We start from the raw sequence: 20,322 nt of genomic DNA, 5'->3' as shown, positions 1-20,322 counted from the left end.
CCAGGGCGTAGTCGTCGCGCCGCCCGCTCGGCGGCCAGGCGGCGCCCGGATCATCAAGGGCGGCAAAGAGTTCGGGCCAGCCCGGGCCGTCGACCCCCACTTCGTCGGCCAGGTCGGCGCCCGCCCGCACCAAGTCGAGCACGCGGGGGTCACCGTCTGCGGCGTGCGCGGCCAGGGCCACCGCGTGCGGCGCCAGCAATCCCGCGACGTCGGAATCCAGGGTGTCGTCGGCGAAGAACCCCTGCGCGGCCGCGGTCAGCACCGCCACCTCGAGGTCGAGCAGCGCGCGGTCGAGGCCGGCGATGCCGTCCCGCCGGCTGGCCGGCCACCAGCGCCGCAACCAATGCCCCACGGCGAGCCGGCGCAGCGGGCGAAGCGTGCCCGGCAGGATGTCCACGCCGGCGAGGTCGACGGTGCGCGGCTCGTCCGCCGGGCCCATGGCCGAGGCCAGGGCGACGTGGCCGGATTCGCCGAGCACCCGCCACAGCCAGTCGGCGCGGCCGAAATCGGTGAAGGCGATGTGGGTGGCCGCGTCGTCCGCGGCCCCCGGATCGCTTGGCTGGTCCAGGGTCCAGGACAGCACGGCGCCGCTGACCTCCAGAACCGCTGCCAGCGGCGTCGCCTCGCTGGCGGGCCCGGTGGTCCACAGCCCGGAATCGGCAACCAGTCTCACCCGGCCACCTGCAATTCCAGCATCGCCTTGATCCGCTGCCGGTGGTCCAGGCTCACCGACCGCGCCACCCCGTCGAGCAGCGACCGCACGTCGTCGACGTCGTCGCAGGGCTCCTGCCACACGTCGCGCCCGTGCAGTCGCGCCCACAGCCGGCTCAGGTAGGGCTGCGCGTAGGCGGCGAGGTCGTCGACCACCTGCCGCTGGCGGGGATGGATCGGTCCGCCCTCGGCCAGGTAGCGCCGGGCGTGCAGCACATAGGCCTCCTTGCGCAGCCGCGCCTGGATCTGCGCGGCCAGCGCGTAGCGGCTGGCGACGGACGGGTCGAGCGGGGCCAGGTCCACCGCGATCTCGATGCCCGCGACGAGCGTGGCCTGTTTGTCCTCGCCCAGCAGCCCCCAGGGGGCGCAGGCCCGGTCCACTTCCTCCTCGCACAGCAGCGGGATGTCGGGCAACGCGTCGCGGTCCAGGGCGCGGCGCAGGGTCGCCCGCACCCGGTCCACCACGCTGCGGTCCAGCGGCCGGTCGCCATCGGATCCGCCCGCGACGCGCGGGGGGCGTTGCGGGGCAGCGGAACTCAGCCCCAGATCGACGAGCGACCACGGCAGCGGCGGCGCCTCGGCGCGGGCCAGGGCGCCCAGGTTGTACGGCGTGGCGTCGGTGATCATCGCCGACCAGACGCGTTGCCGGGCCGTCGCGGCGCGGTGGCTGTCGGCGGGCCCGAGCACCGTGGTGAGCTCGGCGAGGAACGGGGCGGTGACGGTGTCGCCGGCGCGCACGTCGCGCCAGCTGCGGTCGAGCTGATCGGTCAGCTTGGCGACCGTTTCGGGGTCGGCCACGTATCGATGCAGCACCTCGATCGCGGTGCGGTCGCGGCCCTGGTGGACGTCGCCCAGCACCGCCGCCGCCGTATCGCGATCCTGCGGCGCCGGAGGGCCTTTCGTCACCGCCAGCTCGAAGCACACCGGAAAGTACAGTTCCTGGGCGTTTCCGGTGCGGATGCGCTGCCTGCGGCGCTCCAGCTTGAGGACCTCGAACCATGCTGCGGCCGAGCGCAATTCGGGGCCGCTGCCGACGATCAGCTCTCGCATCGCCGCGGCGGTTTCGGGGCCGACGACGGGGGCCGAATATTGCGGGTTCGACCGCAAGCGAAGCACCAGCGGGTCGATGATGCGTTTGACGGTGCGGCTCAACGGTCCGCCGTCGTCGCCGCTGAGCACCTCGACGCCGGGCCCGATCGCGCGCCACGCCGCGTCGATCACCGACCGGCGGGGGTGGCCGACCGCCACGGCCAGCGGTGAATCCGCGCTCATCTGCACAGAATAGGGGCATCGCGCGGCTCGCGGCAGCCGAAAAGTTGGGTTCGGTAGCCGGCCGGTCGCCGCACCCTTGTCGCATGAGAAAGCTGTCGGCACTGGTTGACCGGCTCAGGTGCGCCCGGCGGCGGGGCGGCGGGGACCGCGCCGTCGGGGTCGGCACCGTGCGCACGGTCGAGCGTCAGGTCTTCATCGAGGTTGTCGCCGTCTCCGGGGAGACGTTCGTCGGCAAGTTGGCGCGCTGCGGCGACGATCTCGACGTGTCGTTGCTGCGGCCCGGCGTGGTCGTCCTGGTCGCATTCGATCCGGCTGCGCGCGAGGAGCTTTCGCTGCCCGACGACGTGCTGGCCGTGCACGCGTCGTTCGTGGCCTCGCGCTGAGCGTTAGCGCGCGCCGTCCACCGCGAACGTGACCACCGCGCCCCAATACAGCGGGCTGGCCGTGAGATCGCCGTCGCGCCAGCGGCGCATCCGGTCGCGCTGCCAGCGGTTCACCGCGCACCCGGCGTCCGCGTCGCCGTCATGGGCGCGGTCCACCGCGGTGACCACGTCGGCCATGGGATCGGCGGCGCCCGTGGTGAACTGCCGATACGCGGCGGCGGTGGGCAGCGACCACAGGGTGGCCGTCACCAACTGGGCGCCGCCCAGGATCGTCGCCGCCACCAGCCCGGTCGCCTCGTCGAATTGGTAGTCGCCGCCCGACCCGCAGGCGAGCAGGGCCACCCGCGGCGGCATCGGCAGTTGGAGGGCCATCAGGTCCGACGCGGTCAGCGGGCGGTGATCGCCGATCGCGTCGGCGTCGCCGGGAGTCTCGGCGGCGTCGGCGAGGTGCAGCGCGGCCCGATCCGCTTGGCCGCCGGCCGAACTCGCGTGCCCCACATAGAGCAGTCTGCTCGGGGCCTGGGCGAGCAGCTTGGCCAGCCAGGTGCGGTCGGCGTCGCGGCGGCGGAACAGTTTGACCGCGTCGTCGACGGCGGGCAGCACGGGTCGGCGTCGCAGCACGTCGGTGAAGTGCCGCGCCAGCGGCGTTTCCGGCGCGGGCCTGCCGAGCACCGACCCCAGCGCGGAGTCCGGGCGTTGCCCGGGCACCCGCGGGTCGAGGACCAGCAGCGGCGGGCCGTCCTTCCTGGCCTCCCAGCGGGCCGGCGCCCGCGGCGCGTGCACGATGCTCGGCGGGACCGCCAGCAAGACGTCGACCAACTCCATCAGCCGGTGACCGTCGGTGTGTTGCCCGATATCGGCGAGCTGCCAGGGAATCCGCGCCGCCGCCCGGCCGCCGGCGGTGATGGCCTCCTGGCGGGCGCGCACCAGTTCCTCCTTGCTGGGTCCCGATTTCGGCACCGCCAGCAGCCCCCACGGGACGCGCGCCAGCCGCGCGCTCGGCGTGACGAACAGCACCGCCCGCGGCGTGGCCACGCACTCGGCCAGCAGCTGCCAGCCGGCGGAGCCGATCAGCAACACGCCGAGGATGTAGGCGAGCGTCAGCTCGGCGTCGGGCACCCCGAACGGCCCGGTGGTCAGGGCGCGTTCGATGGCGTCGCGCGCATCCTCGGCGCCGTGCGGCTCGGGCAGGGCGCCCGCCAGCTCCTCCAGGGCGGCGAGCAGCAGCGGCTCTTCGACGACCCAGGTCACGGTTCGCGACGGCTGCCCGACGATCCGCAGGCTCGCGTAGGTGGCGATCCCGACGTCGGCGTACCGCAGCACCAGGGTGGTCCGGTCGGCGTCGCTCATGGCCAGGTGGACCAGGCGGGCTCGGCCGCGGTGACGTCACGGCCGTAGCGCTGCGACGCCAGCGCCCGATAGCGGCTCAGGATCGGCTCGGCGCCCGGCTGCATCCGCAACGGCGGCAGCGGGCCGAGCCGGGTCAGCGAGGCGCCACCGGCAGCTGGCGAGCCGGCCGCCGCCAGCGCCGGGGCAGGCTCGGGCTCGGCGTCGAGCGGGACGGGTGCGGTGGCCGTCGACGCCCATTCGCCGGTCGCCGGGCGCGGCACCCCGGCGCCGAACGTGCCTCGGGCGCTGTGGTATTCGACCAGTTCGCTGATCAGTTCGGTGTTCTCCCATTCCCAGGCGACCGCGAACGCCCCGGCCAGGACGGGGGCCGAGATGCCGGTCGCCCAGCGCGCCCTCGCGCCGGCGTCGGCGATCGAATACCGCACCGAGTCGACCGCCAGCGCCGCGGGCACCTTCAGCTCGGCGGCCTGCTGCAGCTTGGTCATGCCGCGCCAGTATTCGGCGGTGCCGACCTCGCCGTGCAGGATGCCGAGCCCCTCCGCCTGCCGCGCCTCGGTCTCCTGCAGCGTTTCGTCGGGATCGCCCGAGCTGTCGAAACCGAGGTCCGCAAGCGCGTCGGCGCGCCACACCGTGCCGAGATGGTTGTCGAGCAGCGCGTACTGCAGCCAGTTGCTGCGCGGCCACGAGTCGAGCAGTTCGCGGGCCTCGGCGATCAGCTCGACGGCCTCGGCGAAGCGGCTCCAGAAGATCGCTATCCAGCTCCGCTGCAACAGGATACGGTGCAGGGGCAGCGGCCTACCCAGTTCCCGCCAGTGCCGCTCGGCATGCTCCCAGCACTCGTCGGCCGCTTCCAGCGCGCCGGCCCCCAGCCGGGTGAGCCCCAGATACAGCCAACAGCGGGCGACGTCGTGCGCCCGCGCGTGGCGGGCGATGACCGGATAGGCGGTGGAGACCAGTTGCTCGGTGCCGGCGTGGTCGTTCGCCGCCCAGCACGCCGCCGCCCGCTCCAATTGCGCTTGCGCGGCGGCCAATTCCCAGCCGTTGGCCTCGGCCCGGGCTTCGGCCCGGCGCAGCCACGGGCCGGCCTCGGGTAGCCGGCCGGTTTGGACGCAAAACCTGCCGTACCCGATTCCGGTGACCACCCGGAGGTGGTCCGCGGCCTCGTCGCTCCCGCCGTAGTCGGCGATATCGCGGATCGCCTGCTGCCACAACGGGACCGACCGGACCTGCAGGTCGTCGTCGCACAGCGCGGCCGCGCACAGGACCCGCGCGTGGATGCGCAGGCGCGCGTGTTCGTCGGCGAGGTCGGGGAAGTCGCGGTCGTCGTCGTCCAACACCGCCAGTACCGCCGCGGCGCCCTCGTGGTCACCGATCGCCGCGGCCAGGCCGGTTTCCAGAAATTGGGCGCGGCGCGAGTACCGCCGGACCAGGGCGGCGGTGCCGGCGCCGCCGGGCATGCCCGCGTAGATCGCCACGCAGTTCCGGATGCGGCGGATCGATTCGCGCACGCCGTCGTTCGCGCCGCGGTCAAGGTAGACCTGGCCCAGCTGCGCGAGGACTTCCAGCATCAGATCGTCCCGGTCTTCCCGCTCGATGCGCGGTATCAACGACAGCAACAGGTCGCGGGCCCCCGCTTCGTCGGCGGCGAATGCCATGCGGCGCGCGCCGTCCAACTCGTCGGGAATCGACACGGCTGCATCATAAGTCCGGGGGTGCCGCGCAGGCGGGGAATGCGGCGAGCGGCGGACGCGTGCTCCAGCCACGTCCGCCGCCCGGCCGCATCCGATCAGCCGCAGGTCACCTTGATGTTGAAGTCCTTGCTGATCATCCCGGCCATCGGGTTCTTCAGGTCGGCGCCCTGCGCCTGGCCCGTGATGGTGTAGGTCTTGCCGTCCACCGCCACGTCGGCCGAGCCGACCTTCGCGCCCATGCCGTTGCTGACCGACAGGGCGTTGCCGTCGACGACCATGGCCAGCGACTCGACCTTCGGGGTGGCCTCGTCGGTCATCACGACGGCGAGCGCCTGCCGGCCGCCGCTGGAGCCACTGCCGATGTTGATCTTGCCGCCGGTCTTGACGCAGGTCACCGAGGCCGGGTCCAGGCCCGCCAGGTCGGCGCCGCCCACCTTGACCTGCGCCCCGCCGCCGTGGGCGACGCTGGGTGCCGTGCTCGACGCGGGACCGGCCGTGTGGCCGCCGCTGGAGCATCCCACCAGCACCGACGCGGCGCCCAGTGTCCCAATCGCTGCCACGAGAAGACGTTTCACTTGCGGTTCCTTCCTTCATGCGTCGCCCCGGTGGCTTCGCCATGGCGCAAGTACAGACCGCCCGCCCCGCTACCGATCCCAAATTCCGCGGCGCCCAGCCGGTAGGCTGCGACGGGTCGGCGCTGACGAAGGGAGCCCGGGATGCTGAGCGTGAAGTGGCTGGAAAAGCCTGAGCCGCACGACTTTCCGGCGGCGGCGGATTACCTGACCATGCTCGCGGACCCCGCGACCGTGAAAAAGGTGATCAAGAAGCTGAAGGCCGGCACCGTCGCGCACCGTAAGGCCAAGGACATCCTGCGCGCCGCCCGGCTCGGCCTGTTGCCGCCCGACAATCCGCACGTCGCGGCGGACCTGACCAAAATCGAGAAGGGCCAACCGCTGTCGCCCATCCTGCTGGTGCGCGGCGACTTCGCGGCCGGTGTCCCGTTGCAGATCGCCGACGGCTATCACCGCGTGTGCGCGAGCTATCACACCGACGAGAACACCGACATCCCGGTCGTCATCGCGGCCGTGAACCGCTGACCGAGGAAGTGGCCATGATCGACATCAAGACCGCGGGAACAGTGCAGGTGCTGACCATGTCGTCGGGCCCCGTCAACGCCCAGGACGTCGAGCTGCTCGACGAGCTGACCCTGGCGGTTCGCGACCTCGGGCGTTCGGGCGCCGGCGCGCTGGTCGTCACCGGGGCCGGCCGGGCGTTCAGCGCCGGGGTCGACCTGAACCGCGTGGTCGAGGGCGGCGCCGGGTACACCGATCGGCTGGTCCCGGCGCTGTCCGCGGCGTTCGAGGCGATGTTCTCCTATCCGGGCCCGACCGTCGCCGCGGTCAACGGGGCCGCGATCGCCGGGGGCTGCGTGCTCGCGTGCGCCTGCGACCGGCGCCTCATCGGCCCCGAAGCGCAGATCGGGGCGGCCGAGGTGCGCGTCGGGGTGCCGTTCCCGGTCGCCGCGCTGGAGGTCATGCGCTACGCCTGCGGGGACCACGCCGAGGAAGTGCTGCTGGGCGGGCGCAGCTATCGGGGACCCGAGGCCGTGGCCCGCGGGCTCGCCCACCGGGTGGTGGCCGACGACCTCCTCGGGGCGGCCGTGGCGGAGGCGTCGGACCTCGGCGGCATCCCCGCCGACGCCTATCGCCAGACGAAGGCACAGCTGCGGGCCCCGACGCTGGCGCGGATCCGCGACGGCGGCGCCGGCGACGACGAGGTACGCCGGATGTGGGGCGCGGACGAGACGCTGGCGCGCATCACCGCCTACGTGGAGCGCCTGCGGCGGCGCGGCTGATCAGTCCTCGTCTATTCCTCGTCGAGGGCTTCTTCGACGGCGACGCCGCCCCTGGCGCGCCGGCGCCGCATCCGGTGCGACCCCTTGCCCGTCGGGCGACGGTTGCGCAGCCTTGCCTGGGCAGCTTCCGTGTGCTCGGTTTCCTCGCCGGCCTCGGCGGTCTCTTCCGCCGGGGGCTCTTCGGTGGCTTCGGGGGCCTCGGCCGTGACGGTCTCGGGCTGCTCGGTCTCCGCCGTTTCGGCGGCTTCCTCGGTGTCTTCGGCCTCGACGGCTTCGGTGGCCTCGGCGGCCTCGGCGTCGTCGACCTCGTCGGCCTCGGTGTCTTCGGCCTCGTCGGCCTCCGCGCCCTTCTTGCGGCGCAACCGACGTGTCTTCGGCTTCTTCTCCTTGATCGGTTTCGGCGGGGGCGGCGGCAACTCGGCGACGAACGACAGGTAGAACGCGAAGAACCCAAGCACCGCGACCGCGGCGGCCGCGCCGTAGATCGCGAACAGGTACTGCCCGGCGGCGTCCAAACTCAGCCAGATCTCGCTGATCGCCGTGCCGATGATGAGCACGCCCGCCAGCACGTGGCACACGATCGAGGCGACCCGCAGGTTCAGGGCCAGCTGCGGCGTTCCCAGCTCCGGCTTGCGCACCCGCGACAGGTTGAACACCACGGGCAGCGCGGCCAGGCCGAACAGCGCGCCCGTCGCGATCCGCAGGGCCGTTCCCAACGTATGCGTGGTGTCACCCATCAGCTCCGGCCAGCGGGGCAGCACGAAAAAAAAGTAAAGGGCGCCGGCGGCGAAGGAGAACAGCAGGTGCCACGGCACGGCGATCTTGCGCCCCATACCCCTCCTCGTGCTGGTGAGTTCACGCCAGCCTAAAGGCGGTCAACCCGAATCCAGGCCAATTCGTGCCGGTCCGCATGGCGGACCAATTGCGGAGGATGCGGGATTTGAACCCGCGAGGGCTGTTAACCCAACCCGCGTTCCAGGCGAGCGCCATAGGCCACTAGGCGAATCCTCCGTGGCCATGGTAACCGAGGCCGCTCCGCGCTCGAGATGGCCGCCGCCGGTTACTGCGGGCCGGGTATTAGACTCGCCGTGGACCCCGCGCGGCGTCTATCCTGTGAACTCCCCCAGGGCCGGAAGGCAGCAAGGGTCAATGGGCTCTGTCGGGTGCGCGGGGTCCCCTATGTCCGATGAGTGGCGACCCGCTTCGCCCGGCTCCGCCGCGCTTGCGATCGCCACCGCGTTAGACGAGTGACGACCCGCTTCGCCCGGCTCCGCCGCGCTTGCGATCGCCACTGGTCTTCCAGCGTTCAAGGCGAAAGGGCCCATGGTGTCTTTCGATTCCCTCAGCCCGGATGAGCTTGCCGCCGCACACGCGCGCAACCAGCAGGATTACGCGGAGCTGCAGGCCAAGAAGCTGGCGCTGGACCTCACCCGCGGCAAACCGGCGCCGGAGCAGCTCGACCTGTCCAACCAGCTGCTGAGCCTGCCCGGCGACGACTACCGCGACAGCGAGGGCACCGACACCCGCAACTACGGCGGCCTGCACGGCCTGCCCGAGCTGCGCGCCATCTTCGGCGAGCTGCTCGGCATCCCGGTGCAAAACCTGATCGCAGGCAACAACTCCAGCCTGGAGCTGATGCACGACCTCGTCGCCTTCTCGATGCTCTACGGCGGTGTGGACTCGCAGCGCCCATGGATGAAGGAGCAGGACGGCGTCAAGTTCCTGTGCCCCGTCCCCGGCTATGACCGGCACTTCGCCATCACCGAGACGATGGGCATCGAGATGATCCCCGTCCCGATGCTGGCCGACGGTCCCGACGTCGACCTGATCGAGGAGCTGGTCGCCGTCGACCCCGCCATCAAGGGCATGTGGACGGTGCCGGTGTTCGGCAACCCGACCGGGATCACCTACTCGTGGGAGACCGTGCGCCGCCTGGTCCAGATGCGGACGGCCGCCCCCGACTTCCGGCTGTTCTGGGACAACGCCTACGCCGTGCACACGCTGACGCATGACTTCCCGCACCAGATCGACGTGCTGGGGCTGGCCGCCGCGGCCGGCAACCCCAACCGGCCCTACGTGTTCGCGTCCACGTCGAAGATCACCTTCGCCGGCGCCGGCGTGAGCTTTTTGGGCGGATCGCTGGGCAACATCGCCTGGTACCTGCAGTACGCCGGGAAGAAGTCGATCGGTCCGGACAAGGTCAACCAGCTGCGGCACCTGCGCTTCTTCCGCGACGCCGACGGCGTGCGCCTGCACATGCTGCGCCACCAGCAGATCCTGGCGCCGAAATTCGAGCTGGCGCTGGACATCCTGGACAAGCGGCTGAGCGACTCCAAGATCGCCTCGTGGACCGAACCCCAGGGCGGCTACTTCATCAGCCTCGACGTGTTGCCCGGGACGGCGCGGCGGACGGTGGCCCTGGCCAAGGACGCCGGCATCGCGGTGACCGAGGCGGGCGCGTCGTTCCCGTACCGGAAAGACCCGGAGGACAAGAACATCCGGATCGCTCCCACGTTCCCGTCGCTGCCGGACCTGCGTAACGCCGTCGACGGGCTGGCCACCTGCGCGCTGCTGGCGGCGTCGGAGGCGCTGCTGGTGTCCGCGGCATCCGGTGTGAGCTGACGGCGGCGACACGCCGCGCGAGTCGACCCGGGCCGCACACCGAAAGCCACCGATGCACACCCGATGCCCCACGGGCGCCAGTCACCGTGCCTCGGTAGCCTGCTGACCGTGGCCCTCTACCGCAAGTACCGACCGGCAACCTTCGCCGAGGTGGTGGGGCAGGAGCACGTCACCGAGCCGCTGTCGATCGCCCTGGAGGCCGGCCGGATCAACCACGCCTACCTGTTCTCCGGGCCGCGCGGCTGCGGGAAGACGTCGTCGGCGCGCATCCTGGCCCGGTCGCTGAACTGCGTCCAGGGGCCGACGGCCAATCCGTGCGGGGTGTGCGAATCGTGCACGGCGCTGGCCCCGAACGCCCCGGGCAGCATCGACGTGGTGGAGCTGGACGCGGCCAGCCACGGCGGCGTGGACGACACCCGCGAGCTGCGCGACCGGGCGTTCTACGCGCCGGCGCAGTCGCGCTACCGGGTGTTCATCATCGACGAGGCGCACATGGTGACCACCGCGGGCTTCAACGCGCTGCTCAAGATCGTCGAGGAGCCACCCGAGCACCTCATCTTCATCTTCGCGACCACCGAGCCGGAGAAGGTGCTGCCGACGATCCGGTCGCGCACCCACCACTACCCCTTCCGGCTGCTGCCGCCGAAGACCATGCGGGCGCTGATCGGCCGGATCTGCGAGCAGGAGGGCGTCGTCGTCGACGACGCGGTGTTCCCGCTGGTGATCCGCGCCGGCGGCGGCTCCCCGCGCGACACGCTGTCGGTGCTCGACCAGCTGCTGGCCGGCTCTGAGACTGGTCCCGGGGGGCCCCACGTCACCTACCCGCGGGCGCTCGGGCTGCTGGGCGCCACCGACGTCGCGCTGATCGACGACGCGGTGGACGCCCTGGCCGCCGCGGACGCGGCGGCGCTGTTCGGCGCAGTGGAGTCGGTGATCGACGCCGGCCACGATCCCCGGCGCTTCGCCACCGACCTGCTGGAGCGGTTCCGCGACCTCATCGTCCTGCAGGCGGTCCCGGACGCGGTCAGCCGCGGCGTGGTGGACGCCCCGGAGGACGTGCTGGACCGGATGCGCGACCAGGCCGCCCGGCTCGGGCCGGCCACCCTGACCCGCTATGCCGAGGTGGTGCAGGCGGGGCTGGGCGAGATGCGCGGCGCGACGGCCCCGCGGCTGCTGCTCGAAGTCGTCTGCTCGCGGCTGCTGTTGCCGTCGGCCAGCGACACCGAGTCGGCGCTGCTGCAGCGCGTCGAGCGGATCGAGACCCGGCTGGACATGTCGATCCCCGCCGCCGAGGCGGCGGCCGCGCACCCGCCGGCGGTGGCCGCGCCCGTGCGGCCACGCAAGGAGCAGACCCCGCCCAAGGAGCCCGTGCCGCCCAGGTCCGCACCGCCCGTTCCCAAGCCGGAGGCGGTCCCCGAACCGGTCCGGGTGCCCCCGCCCCCCGAACCCGCCCCGGCGCCGGTCCCCGAACCGGCCCCCGCCGCGCCCGGCGAGCTCAACGCGGCCGCGGTGCGATCCATGTGGCCGACGGTGCGCGACAAGGTGCGCCAGCGCAGCCGCACCACCGAGGTGATGCTGGCGGGTGCCACGGTCCGCGCGATCGAGGAGAACACGCTGGTGCTGACCCATTCGTCGGCGCCGCTGGCCAAGCGGCTGTGTGAACAGCGCAACGCCGACGTCATCGCCGAAGCGCTCAAGGACGCGCTTGGCGTCAACTGGCGGGTGCGCTGTGAGGTGGGTGCGGCCGCGCCCGTCGAGGCCGCCCCGCCGGCGCCGCGGGCACCAGAGCCCGCGCGCGACGCGGCTCAGCGCGCCGAAGAAGAACACATGCTGGCCGAGGCCGGCCGCACGGAGTCGTCGGAGCCGCGCCGCGATCCCGAGGAGGTCGCGCTCGAGCTGCTACAGAACGAGCTGGGCGCGCGCCGGATCGATAACGCCTAGGCCGTTAGGGGGCCGCTAGGGCGTCCACCAGGGCCGCAACGGCAGGTGATCGGCGCCGCGGGCGTCCACGTTGGCCGCCAGCACGTGGTGCAACTGCAGGTTGTTCTGCTCGAAGGCCACCCGCGAGGCCGCCATGTAGAGGCCCCACACCTTGGCGGTGGCCAGGCCGACCTCGTCGACCGCTTCGTCCCAGTGCGCGACCAGGTTGCGGCACCAGTCCCGCAACGTCATCGCGTAGTGGTGCCGGAAGTTCTCCTCGTGCAGTACCTCGAAACCGACGTCCTGGACCTCGGTGATGATGCGGCCCGAGCCGGTCAGCTCGCCGTCCGGGAAGACGTACCGGTCGGTGAAGCCGCCCGCGAAGGAGGTCGACTTGTTGTCGTGCCGGGTGATGCAGTGGTTGAGCAGCAGCCCGCCGGTGCGCAGCCTCGACTTCAGGAAACCGAAGTAGGCGGGGTAGTTCTTGACGCCGATGTGCTCGGTCAACCCGATGGAGGACACGGCGTCGAACCCGCTCTCGCGAATGTCGCGGTAGTCCGAATGCCGCACCTCGGCAAGGTCGGCCAGCCCTTCGTCCTCGATCCTCCGTTGCGCCCACTTCGCCTGCTCGGCCGAGAGGGTGGCACCGATCACCCGCACGCCGCGGCGCGCCGCGTAGCGGGCCATGCCACCCCAACCGCAGCCCACGTCGAGCAGCCGGTCGCCCGGCTGCAGCCCCAGCTTCTCGAAGACCAGCCGGTACTTGTTCTCCTGCGCCTCTTCCAGCGTCGCGTCCGCGTCCGGATACACCGCGCAGGTGTAGGTCATGGACGGGCCGAGCACCCATTCGTAGAAGGCGTTGGAGACGTCGTAGTGGTGATGGATGGCCTCGGCGTCGCGCGTCTTGGTGTGCATCAACCCGTCGGCGATCCGCCGCCACCGCGGCGGGGTCTCCTGCGGCGGCGGGGCGACCGGCACCAGCCGCTCCAGCCCCATCGACCGCACCACGTTGGCGAGCACCCGGGCCGGTGGCCGCTTGAACTGGACGCGGTCGGTCAGCGTCGTGAGCAGCCGGTACGGGTCACCGGGGTGGACGCCGTACAGGTCCAGGTCGCCCGAGACGTAGGCGCGGGCCAGGCCCAGTTCGCCGGGGGCGGTGGCCAGATAGGTGGCGCCGCGCGGGGTCCGGAGATCCAGCCCGAGTTCGGCGTCCTTGCTGCCGGCGCAGCTGCCGTCGTAGGCGGTGAACTTCAGCGGGTGCCGCCCGGTCGCGGCGAAGATTTCCAGGATCTCGGCCATGCTGAGCTTCCCGGCCGTGGCGCGGTGGGGTTCTTTTGTCGTCGTCATCGCCGTTGTACCGCCTTTGCGTAGAGGTCGAGGAGACGGGAATCGGGATCGTAGGTTTTCTTGACCGTGTTGTAGGCCTCGCCGCCGTACAACTCATCGAACTCCTCGCGGCCGTAGTAGGAGTCGGAATACAGCGACTTGTGCCCGTCGAGCTCGCTCACCTTCGCTTCGATCCGCCGGTTGGTTTCCCCTTCCGCGGGGCCGGCCGGCACCGAAGACCAGAAGCCGACATTGACGTAGGTGTGGTCCGGCCGCATCGGATACAGCGGCCAGCCCTCGTGGTCGCGCAGCCGCAGCGGGCACAGCCAGATCGGGGCGATGGGCACGTTGCCCAGGAACCACTCCAGGAACTCGCAGGTGCGCTCGACCGGCACCTCGACGTCCTGGACCACCCGCTCGCGCGCGGGCCGGCCGTGGCGTTTCTCGATCCGGTCCGCGATGCCGAAGCGCTGGTCCATGGCGACCAGCTTCGAGTAGACGCTGCTGCGCCGGTAGCGGCGCGGCCACCAGCGCCGCAGGCGGGGGTCCTGCACACCGAACGCGCGGGAGCACCAGAACCAGTCGGAGTCCCAGCGCCACAAGTAGTCGTGGATGGTCAGCCGGTCGTCCTTGGTGGGCTCCACGCCGGCGGAGTCGTGCCGAATCGACTGGTAGTAGATGTCCTTGCCGGTGTAGTCGCTGACCGGGCCCGGTGTGGTGGTTCGCCGGCCCACGCACAGGTAGCTTTCGTCGGCGCTGAACACCACCCCGTCGAGATAATCGACCGGGGTGCCGCCCTGGCCACCGGTGTCGATGATGCGTTCGGCCGCCGCGATCAGCGCGGGTAGCGAGCGGAACCGGACGTGCCGCAATGCCACAAACGGCGCAACGGGCTCCAGCTCGATCCGCAACCGGGTTGAATAGCCAAGTGTCCCATACGAATTGGGGAACGCGCGGAAAAGGTCGGGATGCTGGGTGCGCGACACGGTGAGCAAATCGCCAGCGCCGGTGAGGATGTCCATCTCCAGCACCGATTCGTGCGGCAGGCCATTGCGAAACGACGCGGATTCGATGCCCAAGCCGCTGACCGCACCGCCGAGGGTGATGGTCTTCAATTGCGGGACCACCAGTGGCGAAAGGCCGTAGGGCAACGTCGCGGCGACCAGATCCTCGTAGGTGCACATCCCGGCCACGTCGGCGGTCCGGGCCTCGGGATCGACGCTCAGCACACCGGTCAGCCCCGACGTGTCCAGTCCGGGTGCGTCGCGTTTAGTGCGGGCGCGGAACAGGTTTGACGTCGGTTTGGCGAGCCGTACGACGGACGTGGCGGGGATGGATCGATAGCTCGCCATCAACCGGTCAACGCCCGACTTGTGCGCCGAGACTGCGGATCCAGGGACAGGCACCACATATACCCTAGTCTTCGACCACAGCCCGTGCACCCGCGCGCGGGCGGCATAGCTTCAGGAGTTTGTCTTGGGACAGGTGAGTGCTGCCAGCACAATTTTGGTCAACGCGGAGCCGGCCGCCGCCCTGGCCGCCGTCGCGGACTATCAGACGGTGCGCCCGAAGATTCTGTCCCCCCAGTACAGCGAATACCAGGTGGTGCAGGGGGGTCAGGGGGCGGGAACCGTCGCCAGATGGAAGTTGCAGGCCACCAAGTCCCGCGTCCGCGACGTGCAGGTCGACGTCGACGTCGCCGGCCACTCGGTCATCGAGAAGGACGCGAACTCGTCGATGATCATCAACTGGACGGTGGCGCCCGCCGGGCCCGGCTCCAGCGTCACGATGAAGACCACCTGGACCGGTGCCGGCGGCGTCAAGGGTTTCTTCGAGAAAACCTTTGCGCCGTTGGGGCTGAAGCGAATTCAGGGCGAGGTGCTGGCCAACCTGAAGAAGGAACTGGAAGGCTAGCGGGCAATCGGACTCAGCGCGCCTGGGCCTGCGACGCCAGGAAACCCGCGACTCCGCGGACCATCGCGTCGGCGTACTTCTGCCTGCCCTCGACCGACTCCATCAGCGCCGAGTCCGCGGGGTTCTTCATGTTGCCGCACTCGACCAGAATCGACGGGTACTGCGCCAGGTTCAGCCCGGCCAGGTCCGAGCGCCCGTACAGCCCGCTCTGGCCGATGTAGTTGGCCGGCGGGATCCCGGAGGCTTGCATCTGGTCGCGCATGATCCGGGCGTACTGCACCGACGGTCCGGCCTGCACCTGGTTGAGCGGCGGCGCGGAGTAGTTGACGTGAAAGCCCCGGCCCGACGCGGGCCCGCCGTCGCCGTGGATGCTCAGCACCGCGTTGGGATGCAGCGCGTTGGCCATGTTGGCGCGCTCGTCGACGCACGGCCCCAGCCCGGTGTCGTTGCCGCGCGCCAGGGCGGTCCGCACGCCCAGGGCGTTCAACTCCTGGCGGACCCGCAGCGCGGTGTCCCAGGCGAAGGTGTGTTCCGGATAGCCGCTGTTGGTCGACGTCCCGCTCGCCTGGCAGTCCTTGGTGCCGCCCCGGCCGGTGGGCACCTGACGGCCGATCGAGGCGTCGTTGGCGCCGTTGTGCCCCGGGTCGATGAAGACCACCATGCCGGCGATGTTGGAGGGGGCTCCCCATGCGGCCGGGCTGATCGCCGTCGAAGCGGCAACCAGCACACCGATGACCAACCTGACGCCGACACGCCTGTTCACTCGTAGGTCCACGGCGCAAAGGTAGCGTCGCGCGGTCTACGCTGGGTGTTTCGAATCGCCGGACACCCGCAGGCGAAACCAAGTCGAGACCAAGATGCGAGGGGACTGTCATGCAACCCGGAGGCGACATGTCGGCGCTGCTGGCCCAGGCGCAGCAGATGCAGCAGAAGTTGATGGAAGCCCAGCAACAGCTCGCCAACGCCGAGATCCACGGGCAGGCCGGCGGCGGGTTGGTCAAGGTGACGGTGAAGGGCAGCGGCGAGGTGGTCGCGGTGCAGATCGATCCGCAGGTCGTCGACCCCGCGGACGTCGAGACGCTGCAGGACCTGATCGTCGGGGCCATGGCGGACGCGTCCAAGCAGGTCACCCGCATGGCGCAGGAGCGGCTCGGGGCGCTGGCCGGCGGTTTGGGCGGGCCGCCGCCGGGGCAACCGCCGGTGGCGGAGCTGTAGATCCCCCGCCGACATGTTTGAAGGACCCGTCCAGGACCTGATCGACGAGCTCGGCAAGCTGCCGGGCATCGGGCCCAAGAGCGCGCAACGCATCGCCTTCCACCTGTTGTCGGTTGAGCCGCCGGATATCGACCGGCTGACCGCGGCGCTGGGGAAGGTCCGCGACGGCGTCCGGTTCTGCGAGGTGTGCGGCAACGTCTCCGACAACGAGCGCTGCCGGATCTGCTCGGACCCCCGCCGGGACGGCTCGCTGGTGTGCGTCGTCGAGGAGCCGAAGGACGTCCAGGCCGTCGAGCGCACCCGCGAGTTCCGCGGCCGCTACCACGTGCTGGGCGGCGCGCTCGACCCGCTGTCCGGGGTGGGGCCCGACCAGCTGCGCATCCGCGAGCTGCTGAGCCGGATCGGGGAGCGGGTCGACGACGTCGACATCGCCGAGGTGATCATCGCCACCGACCCCAACACCGAGGGCGAGGCCACCGCCACCTACCTGGTGCGGATGTTGCGCGACATCCCCGGGCTGACCGTGACGCGGATCGCCTCCGGGCTGCCGATGGGCGGTGACCTGGAGTTCGCCGACGAGCTGACGCTGGGCCGCGCGCTCGCCGGCCGCCGTGCGATGGTCTGAGGATCCGTCAGGCTTTGGTCAATCGGAACGGCCGGGTGACCGTCGAACCTGGACCGCCACACCCGTCGGACGTGGTCGTCCGGCCCTCACCGGCAAGCGACACGGCGTCGAAGCTGTAGTCGACGGTTGCCGGGACCGAGGCCCCGTTCGCGCATGGCGCCTGCGTCGCGCCGCTGTGGGTCCAGCGTCCGTTCGCGAGGTCGAACTCCCAGCTGATGACGAAGGTCCCGCCGTCCTGCGAGGTCGCCAGCGTGCAGTCCGAGCCGCACGGGGCGAACAGCCAATAGGTCACCGTGTCGCTGTCGGTGTAGAGCACGGTGTACCGACCGCTCGGCACCGCCGGGGCGGCATGCGCGGGCGCCGCCGTCATCAATGCGGCCGCGGCCAGCAGGGCGCCGCCGCCCGCCCACCCCGGCCGGTTGCTTCTCCCGATGTCTTTCCTCACGTCACCGCGCCGCCAATCGCTCCCTGCGCAACAACTCCACCTCGGGCAGCTCCAGCGGCGCCAGCCCACCGACGACCTTGCCCAGTAGCAGGTCGGCCAGCTCGGGGTTGCGGGCCAGGCATGGCCCGTGCATGTAGGTGGCGACGACGCTGCCCTGCACGGCGCCGTCGAAGCCGTCGCCCGTCCGGTTGCCGGCGCCCTTGACCACCGCGCCCAGCGGCGATGCCGCGGGGCCCAGCACGGTGCCGCCCCGGTGGTTCTCGAAGCCGGTGAGCCGTTGGGTCAGCCCGGGCGGTAGCGGCTTGGTGATCAGCTCGCCGATGGTGCGCGCGTCCTGTGGAGACGTGGTCGCGTCCAGCATGCCCACGCCGTCGACCCGTTCGCCCGCCGACGTCTCGTACCACTGGCCGAGCACCTGAACGGCGGCGCAGATCGCCAGCACGGGCGCCCCCCGCTCGGCCGCGCGCTGCAGGCCCGGATAGCGAAGAAGGTGCCGGGTGGCCAGCCGTTGCGCGTAGTCCTCCGCCCCGCCCAGGGTGTAGAGGTCCAGCGAGTCGGGAACCGGGTCGGCCAGCGTGATCTCGACGATCTCGGCGGCGACGCCCCGCAACCGCAGCCGCTGGCGGAGCACCAGCGCGTTGCCGCCGTCGCCGTAGGTGCCCATCACGTCGGGCAGCACCAGCCCGATCCGCACGGTGGAGTCAGCCATGGCGCGCCAACGCCCGTTGCAGCTGCAGGAACGCGGTGTAGTTGGCGACCACCTCGACCCGCCCCGGCGGGCAGGACGCGATGGCGGCCACGGTGTCGTGCACCAGCGTGTGATCGACGCCCGCGTAACCGAGGCGCACCGCCAGGTCGGTGCCGCGTTCCCCGGCGGCGACGACCGCAGTGTTTTCGAAGTGCTCGAAGCGCACGTCCCACAGCCACGACAGGTCCTCGCCGTCGGGCACCTGCCCGTTGACCGAGATCACGACCCCGGCCGCGTGCTTGTCGACCATCGACAGCGCCTCCTGCCAGCCGGCCGGGTTCTTGGCCAGCAGGATCCGCGCCTCGTGGTCGCCGACGCGGACGCTGCGGTAGCGCCCGGCGACCTCGTCGACGTTGGAGACCGCCGCGACGGCCCGAGCGGGGTCCGCGCCCAGCGCGACGGCGGCGGCCACGGCCTGGGCGGCGTTGCCCCGGTTGACCGCGCCCGGCAGCGCCAGCCGCATCGGCACGGCCAGGCCGTCGGGCCCGTACAGCGTCTCGTCGTCGAACCACCACTGGGGGCTGGGCCGCTTGAAGTCGGCGCCGGTGGAATACCAGTGCCCCTGGTCGCGGACGATGACCTCGCCGCTGCGCGGGCAGCTGACCGAGTCGTTGGCCCAGGCCCCGCCGGCTGCCACCCACACCACGTCGGGGCTGTCGTAGGCCGCCGACGTCATCAGCACGTCGTCGCAGTTGGCGACGACGACCGCCCCGGGATGCCGCGCCAGGCCGGCTCGCAGCGTGCGCTCGATCACGTTGATCTCCCCGACCCGGTCCAGCTGGTCGCGCGACAGGTTGAGCAGCACGATGACGCTGGGTTCGACGGCGTCGGCGACGTGCGGCACGTGCATTTCGTCGACCTCCAAGGCGGCCAACCGGGCCTCGCGGTCGGCGGCCAGCGCGGCCACCAGGCCGGCGTCCATGTTGGCGCCCTCGGCGTTGGTGGCCACCGGGCCCAGCGTGCCCAGCGCGGCCGCCGTCATACGCGTGGTCGTCGACTTGCCGTTGGTGCCGGTGACGATGACGGTGCGCCGCCCGGTCCCGAGCTGGCGTAGCACCGAGCGGTCCAGCGTCATCGCGACCAGGCCGCCGATCATGGCGCCGGCCCCGCGCCCGGTCACCCGCGACGCCCAGCGCGCGCTCGCCCCGGCGGCGAGGGCCAGGCGTGCGCGGGTGGTGATCACCCGCGCAGATTACCGACCGACACGGCAGTGCAGCGACCCGGCGATGTCGGTCGGACGTGCCATCCTGTCGACATGAACCGGGTGTCCTGGGGGCGGCCGGCCAGCGAGCCGGACGGGGGTTGGGCCGTCATCGACGTCGAGACGTCGGGCTTTCGGCCTGGTCAGGCCCGGGTGATCAGCCTGGCGGTGCTCGGGCTGGACGACGACGGCCGCGTCGAGCAGTCGGTCGTCAGCCTGCTCAACCCCGGCGTGGACCCCGGCCCCACCCATGTGCACGGCCTGACCGCGGCCATGCTCGAAGACCAGCCGCAGTTCGCCGACGTCGTCGACGACGTGGTCAAGGTGCTGGACGGCCGCACGCTGGTCGCCCACAACGTCGCGTTCGACTACGCGTTCCTGGCCGCGGAAGCCGAGCTGGCCGAGGCGGAGCTGCCCATCGACTCCGTCATGTGCACGGTCGAGCTGGCCCGCCGGTTGGACCTCGGCATCGACAACCTGCGGTTGGAGACCCTTGCGGCGCACTGGGGCGTCCCCCAGGAGCGGCCGCACGACGCCTTCGACGACGCCATGGTGCTGACCGGTGTTCTGGCGTCGGCGCTCGAGCGCGCGCGCCAACGCGACATCTGGCTGCCGGTGCACCCGGTGACCCGGCGGCGGTGGCCGAACGGCCGCGTCACCCACGACGAGCTGCGGCCGTTGAAGGTGCTGGCCTCGCGGATGCCCTGCCCGTACCTCAACCCGGGGCATTACGTGCGCGGCAGGCCGCTGGTGCAGGGCATGCGGGTGGCCCTGGCGGCCGAGGTCGGACGCACCCACGAGGAGCTCGTCGAGCGGATCCTGCATGCCGGCCTGGCCTACAGCGACGCCGTCGACCGGGAGACCTCGCTGGTCATCTGCAACGACCCGGCCCCCGACCAGGGCAAGGGCTACCTGGCGCGGCAGCTGGGGATCCCGGTGATCTCCGACGCACAGTTCATGGAGTCCGTCTGCGCGGTCGTCGGCGGCACCAGCATGGAGGAATTCACCGACACCACCACGCTCGACCAGCAGCTCGCGCTGTTC

Annotated in this window: 20 protein-coding genes, 1 tRNA gene, 1 other RNA gene and 1 pseudogene; 10 read left to right on the top strand and 13 right to left on the bottom strand. The window is 71.5% G+C overall.

Annotated features, from left to right (window positions below):
* Positions 1 to 673, bottom strand: a pseudogene (locus HMPREF0591_RS32860) (hypothetical protein); the annotation flags it as partial.
* A complete protein-coding gene (locus HMPREF0591_RS01990; RefSeq protein ID WP_007166715.1) occupies positions 670 to 1,983 on the bottom strand; it encodes a hypothetical protein in 1,314 nt (437 codons plus the stop codon). The pseudogene HMPREF0591_RS32860 and the gene HMPREF0591_RS01990, both read right to left, overlap by 4 nt.
* 44 nt (positions 1,984 to 2,027) lie before the next feature.
* On the opposite strand from HMPREF0591_RS01990, the gene HMPREF0591_RS01985 reads away from it, so the two are divergent.
* Positions 2,028 to 2,366 carry a hypothetical protein gene (locus tag HMPREF0591_RS01985; protein ID WP_040620917.1) on the top strand — a complete coding sequence of 113 codons (339 nt, stop codon included), beginning with the start codon at positions 2,028 to 2,030 and terminating at the stop codon, positions 2,364 to 2,366.
* Between the two features lie 3 nt (positions 2,367 to 2,369).
* On the opposite strand, the gene HMPREF0591_RS01980 is transcribed toward HMPREF0591_RS01985, so the two are convergent.
* The 3 genes from HMPREF0591_RS01980 to HMPREF0591_RS01970 all read right to left on the bottom strand — a co-directional run bounded on the left by HMPREF0591_RS01980 (position 2,370) and on the right by HMPREF0591_RS01970 (position 5,982).
* Positions 2,370 to 3,716 (bottom strand): CHAT domain-containing protein, encoded by a 1,347-nt coding sequence (locus HMPREF0591_RS01980; RefSeq protein WP_007166713.1) that lies wholly within the window; start codon positions 3,714 to 3,716, stop codon positions 2,370 to 2,372.
* Entirely contained in the window at positions 3,713 to 5,407 is a 1,695-nt protein-coding gene (locus HMPREF0591_RS01975; protein WP_007166712.1) for a hypothetical protein, read from the bottom strand. The genes HMPREF0591_RS01980 and HMPREF0591_RS01975 overlap by 4 nt, the downstream gene beginning before the upstream one ends.
* A 95-nt stretch (positions 5,408 to 5,502) precedes the next feature.
* Positions 5,503 to 5,982 carry a lipoprotein LpqH gene (locus HMPREF0591_RS01970; protein WP_007166711.1) on the bottom strand — a complete coding sequence of 160 codons (480 nt, stop codon included), beginning with the start codon at positions 5,980 to 5,982 and terminating at the stop codon, positions 5,503 to 5,505.
* Between the two features lie 141 nt (positions 5,983 to 6,123).
* Between HMPREF0591_RS01970 and HMPREF0591_RS01965 the strand changes: the two genes are divergently transcribed.
* Both HMPREF0591_RS01965 and HMPREF0591_RS01960 read left to right on the top strand, forming a co-directional pair.
* The gene (locus tag HMPREF0591_RS01965) at positions 6,124 to 6,504 is read left to right on the top strand and encodes a hypothetical protein (protein ID WP_007166710.1); all 381 of its coding nucleotides are present in this window, start codon (positions 6,124 to 6,126) and stop codon (positions 6,502 to 6,504) included.
* A 14-nt stretch (positions 6,505 to 6,518) separates the two neighbouring features.
* Positions 6,519 to 7,262: an enoyl-CoA hydratase/isomerase family protein gene (locus HMPREF0591_RS01960; protein WP_007166709.1), complete on the top strand. Its 744-nt coding sequence runs from the start codon at positions 6,519 to 6,521 to the stop codon at positions 7,260 to 7,262.
* A gap of 11 nt (positions 7,263 to 7,273) precedes the next feature.
* On the opposite strand, the gene lucA is transcribed toward HMPREF0591_RS01960, so the two are convergent.
* Both lucA and HMPREF0591_RS01950 read right to left on the bottom strand, forming a co-directional pair.
* Positions 7,274 to 8,095, bottom strand: a complete 822-nt coding sequence (gene lucA / locus HMPREF0591_RS01955; RefSeq protein ID WP_007166708.1) for a lipid uptake coordinator LucA — start codon at positions 8,093 to 8,095, stop codon at positions 7,274 to 7,276.
* Between the two features lie 92 nt (positions 8,096 to 8,187).
* Positions 8,188 to 8,273, bottom strand: a tRNA-Ser gene (locus HMPREF0591_RS01950).
* A gap of 76 nt (positions 8,274 to 8,349) precedes the next feature.
* Between HMPREF0591_RS01950 and ffs the strand changes: the two genes are divergently transcribed.
* The 3 genes from ffs (at position 8,350) to HMPREF0591_RS01940 (ending at position 11,825) form a co-directional block, all read left to right on the top strand.
* Positions 8,350 to 8,444, top strand: an RNA gene (gene ffs, locus HMPREF0591_RS30290) — signal recognition particle sRNA small type.
* Between the two features lie 144 nt (positions 8,445 to 8,588).
* Positions 8,589 to 9,884 carry an aspartate aminotransferase type Ic gene (locus HMPREF0591_RS01945; protein WP_085981558.1) on the top strand — a complete coding sequence of 432 codons (1,296 nt, stop codon included), beginning with the start codon at positions 8,589 to 8,591 and terminating at the stop codon, positions 9,882 to 9,884.
* Between the two features lie 108 nt (positions 9,885 to 9,992).
* A complete protein-coding gene (locus tag HMPREF0591_RS01940; RefSeq protein ID WP_040621671.1) occupies positions 9,993 to 11,825 on the top strand; it encodes a DNA polymerase III subunits gamma/tau in 1,833 nt (610 codons plus the stop codon).
* Between the two features lie 15 nt (positions 11,826 to 11,840).
* On the opposite strand, the gene HMPREF0591_RS01935 is transcribed toward HMPREF0591_RS01940, so the two are convergent.
* Together HMPREF0591_RS01935 and HMPREF0591_RS01930 are read right to left on the bottom strand one after the other, a co-directional pair.
* On the bottom strand, positions 11,841 to 13,151 hold the full coding sequence (locus tag HMPREF0591_RS01935) for a class I SAM-dependent methyltransferase (protein WP_007166705.1): 1,311 nt from the start codon (positions 13,149 to 13,151) through the stop codon (positions 11,841 to 11,843).
* Entirely contained in the window at positions 13,148 to 14,539 is a 1,392-nt protein-coding gene (locus HMPREF0591_RS01930; protein ID WP_007166704.1) for an FAD-binding oxidoreductase, read from the bottom strand. Before HMPREF0591_RS01930 ends, HMPREF0591_RS01935 begins: the two co-directional genes overlap by 4 nt.
* A 67-nt stretch (positions 14,540 to 14,606) precedes the next feature.
* Between HMPREF0591_RS01930 and HMPREF0591_RS01925 the strand changes: the two genes are divergently transcribed.
* Positions 14,607 to 15,044 (top strand): SRPBCC family protein, encoded by a 438-nt coding sequence (locus HMPREF0591_RS01925; protein ID WP_007166703.1) that lies wholly within the window; start codon positions 14,607 to 14,609, stop codon positions 15,042 to 15,044.
* 13 nt (positions 15,045 to 15,057) lie between these two features.
* On the opposite strand, the gene HMPREF0591_RS01920 is transcribed toward HMPREF0591_RS01925, so the two are convergent.
* Positions 15,058 to 15,819, bottom strand: a complete 762-nt coding sequence (locus tag HMPREF0591_RS01920; protein ID WP_040620910.1) for an Rv3717 family N-acetylmuramoyl-L-alanine amidase — start codon at positions 15,817 to 15,819, stop codon at positions 15,058 to 15,060.
* 98 nt (positions 15,820 to 15,917) lie between these two features.
* Here HMPREF0591_RS01920 and HMPREF0591_RS01915 point away from each other — a divergent pair, with 98 nt between their 5' ends.
* Both HMPREF0591_RS01915 and recR read left to right on the top strand, forming a co-directional pair.
* Positions 15,918 to 16,259 (top strand): YbaB/EbfC family nucleoid-associated protein, encoded by a 342-nt coding sequence (locus HMPREF0591_RS01915; protein ID WP_007166701.1) that lies wholly within the window; start codon positions 15,918 to 15,920, stop codon positions 16,257 to 16,259.
* A 13-nt stretch (positions 16,260 to 16,272) separates the two neighbouring features.
* A complete protein-coding gene (gene recR, locus HMPREF0591_RS01910; RefSeq protein WP_007166700.1) occupies positions 16,273 to 16,884 on the top strand; it encodes a recombination mediator RecR in 612 nt (203 codons plus the stop codon).
* 7 nt (positions 16,885 to 16,891) lie between these two features.
* Here the strand turns inward: recR and HMPREF0591_RS01905 are convergent, their stop codons facing one another.
* Genes HMPREF0591_RS01905 through HMPREF0591_RS01895 form a run of 3 tightly spaced genes read right to left on the bottom strand, consistent with a single transcriptional unit; the run spans position 16,892 to position 19,260 of the window.
* Positions 16,892 to 17,329, bottom strand: coding sequence for a hypothetical protein (locus HMPREF0591_RS01905; protein WP_007166699.1), 438 nt, complete (start codon positions 17,327 to 17,329; stop codon positions 16,892 to 16,894).
* Between the two features lies 1 nt (position 17,330).
* Entirely contained in the window at positions 17,331 to 18,038 is a 708-nt protein-coding gene (locus tag HMPREF0591_RS01900) for a type 1 glutamine amidotransferase (protein WP_007166698.1), read from the bottom strand.
* Positions 18,031 to 19,260, bottom strand: coding sequence for a Mur ligase family protein (locus tag HMPREF0591_RS01895; RefSeq protein ID WP_007166697.1), 1,230 nt, complete (start codon positions 19,258 to 19,260; stop codon positions 18,031 to 18,033). Before HMPREF0591_RS01895 ends, HMPREF0591_RS01900 begins: the two co-directional genes overlap by 8 nt.
* A 72-nt stretch (positions 19,261 to 19,332) precedes the next feature.
* On the opposite strand from HMPREF0591_RS01895, the gene HMPREF0591_RS01890 reads away from it, so the two are divergent.
* On the top strand, positions 19,333 to 20,322 hold a 990-nt coding region (locus tag HMPREF0591_RS01890), incomplete at its 3' end, for a DEDDh family exonuclease (RefSeq protein WP_007166696.1).

It is taken from the genome of Mycobacterium parascrofulaceum ATCC BAA-614 (assembly GCF_000164135.1).
GTDB classification, from domain to species: Bacteria; Actinomycetota; Actinomycetes; order Mycobacteriales; family Mycobacteriaceae; genus Mycobacterium; species Mycobacterium parascrofulaceum.
Note: the sequence above shows the minus strand (reverse complement) of the source record. Positions and strands in the feature narration are given on the sequence as shown.

Coding starts and splice junctions, on each gene's coding strand:
- lucA (WP_007166708.1), bottom strand. CDS start 8,095: ATGGGGCGCAAGATCGCCGTGCCGTGGCACCTGCTGTTCTCCTTCGCC.
- HMPREF0591_RS01915 (WP_007166701.1), top strand. CDS start 15,918: ATGCAACCCGGAGGCGACATGTCGGCGCTGCTGGCCCAGGCGCAGCAG.
- recR (WP_007166700.1), top strand. CDS start 16,273: ATGTTTGAAGGACCCGTCCAGGACCTGATCGACGAGCTCGGCAAGCTG.
- HMPREF0591_RS01990 (WP_007166715.1), bottom strand. CDS start 1,983: ATGAGCGCGGATTCACCGCTGGCCGTGGCGGTCGGCCACCCCCGCCGG.
- HMPREF0591_RS01965 (WP_007166710.1), top strand. CDS start 6,124: ATGCTGAGCGTGAAGTGGCTGGAAAAGCCTGAGCCGCACGACTTTCCG.
- HMPREF0591_RS01900 (WP_007166698.1), bottom strand. CDS start 18,038: ATGGCTGACTCCACCGTGCGGATCGGGCTGGTGCTGCCCGACGTGATG.
- HMPREF0591_RS01935 (WP_007166705.1), bottom strand. CDS start 13,151: ATGACGACGACAAAAGAACCCCACCGCGCCACGGCCGGGAAGCTCAGC.
- HMPREF0591_RS01960 (WP_007166709.1), top strand. CDS start 6,519: ATGATCGACATCAAGACCGCGGGAACAGTGCAGGTGCTGACCATGTCG.
- HMPREF0591_RS01980 (WP_007166713.1), bottom strand. CDS start 3,716: ATGAGCGACGCCGACCGGACCACCCTGGTGCTGCGGTACGCCGACGTC.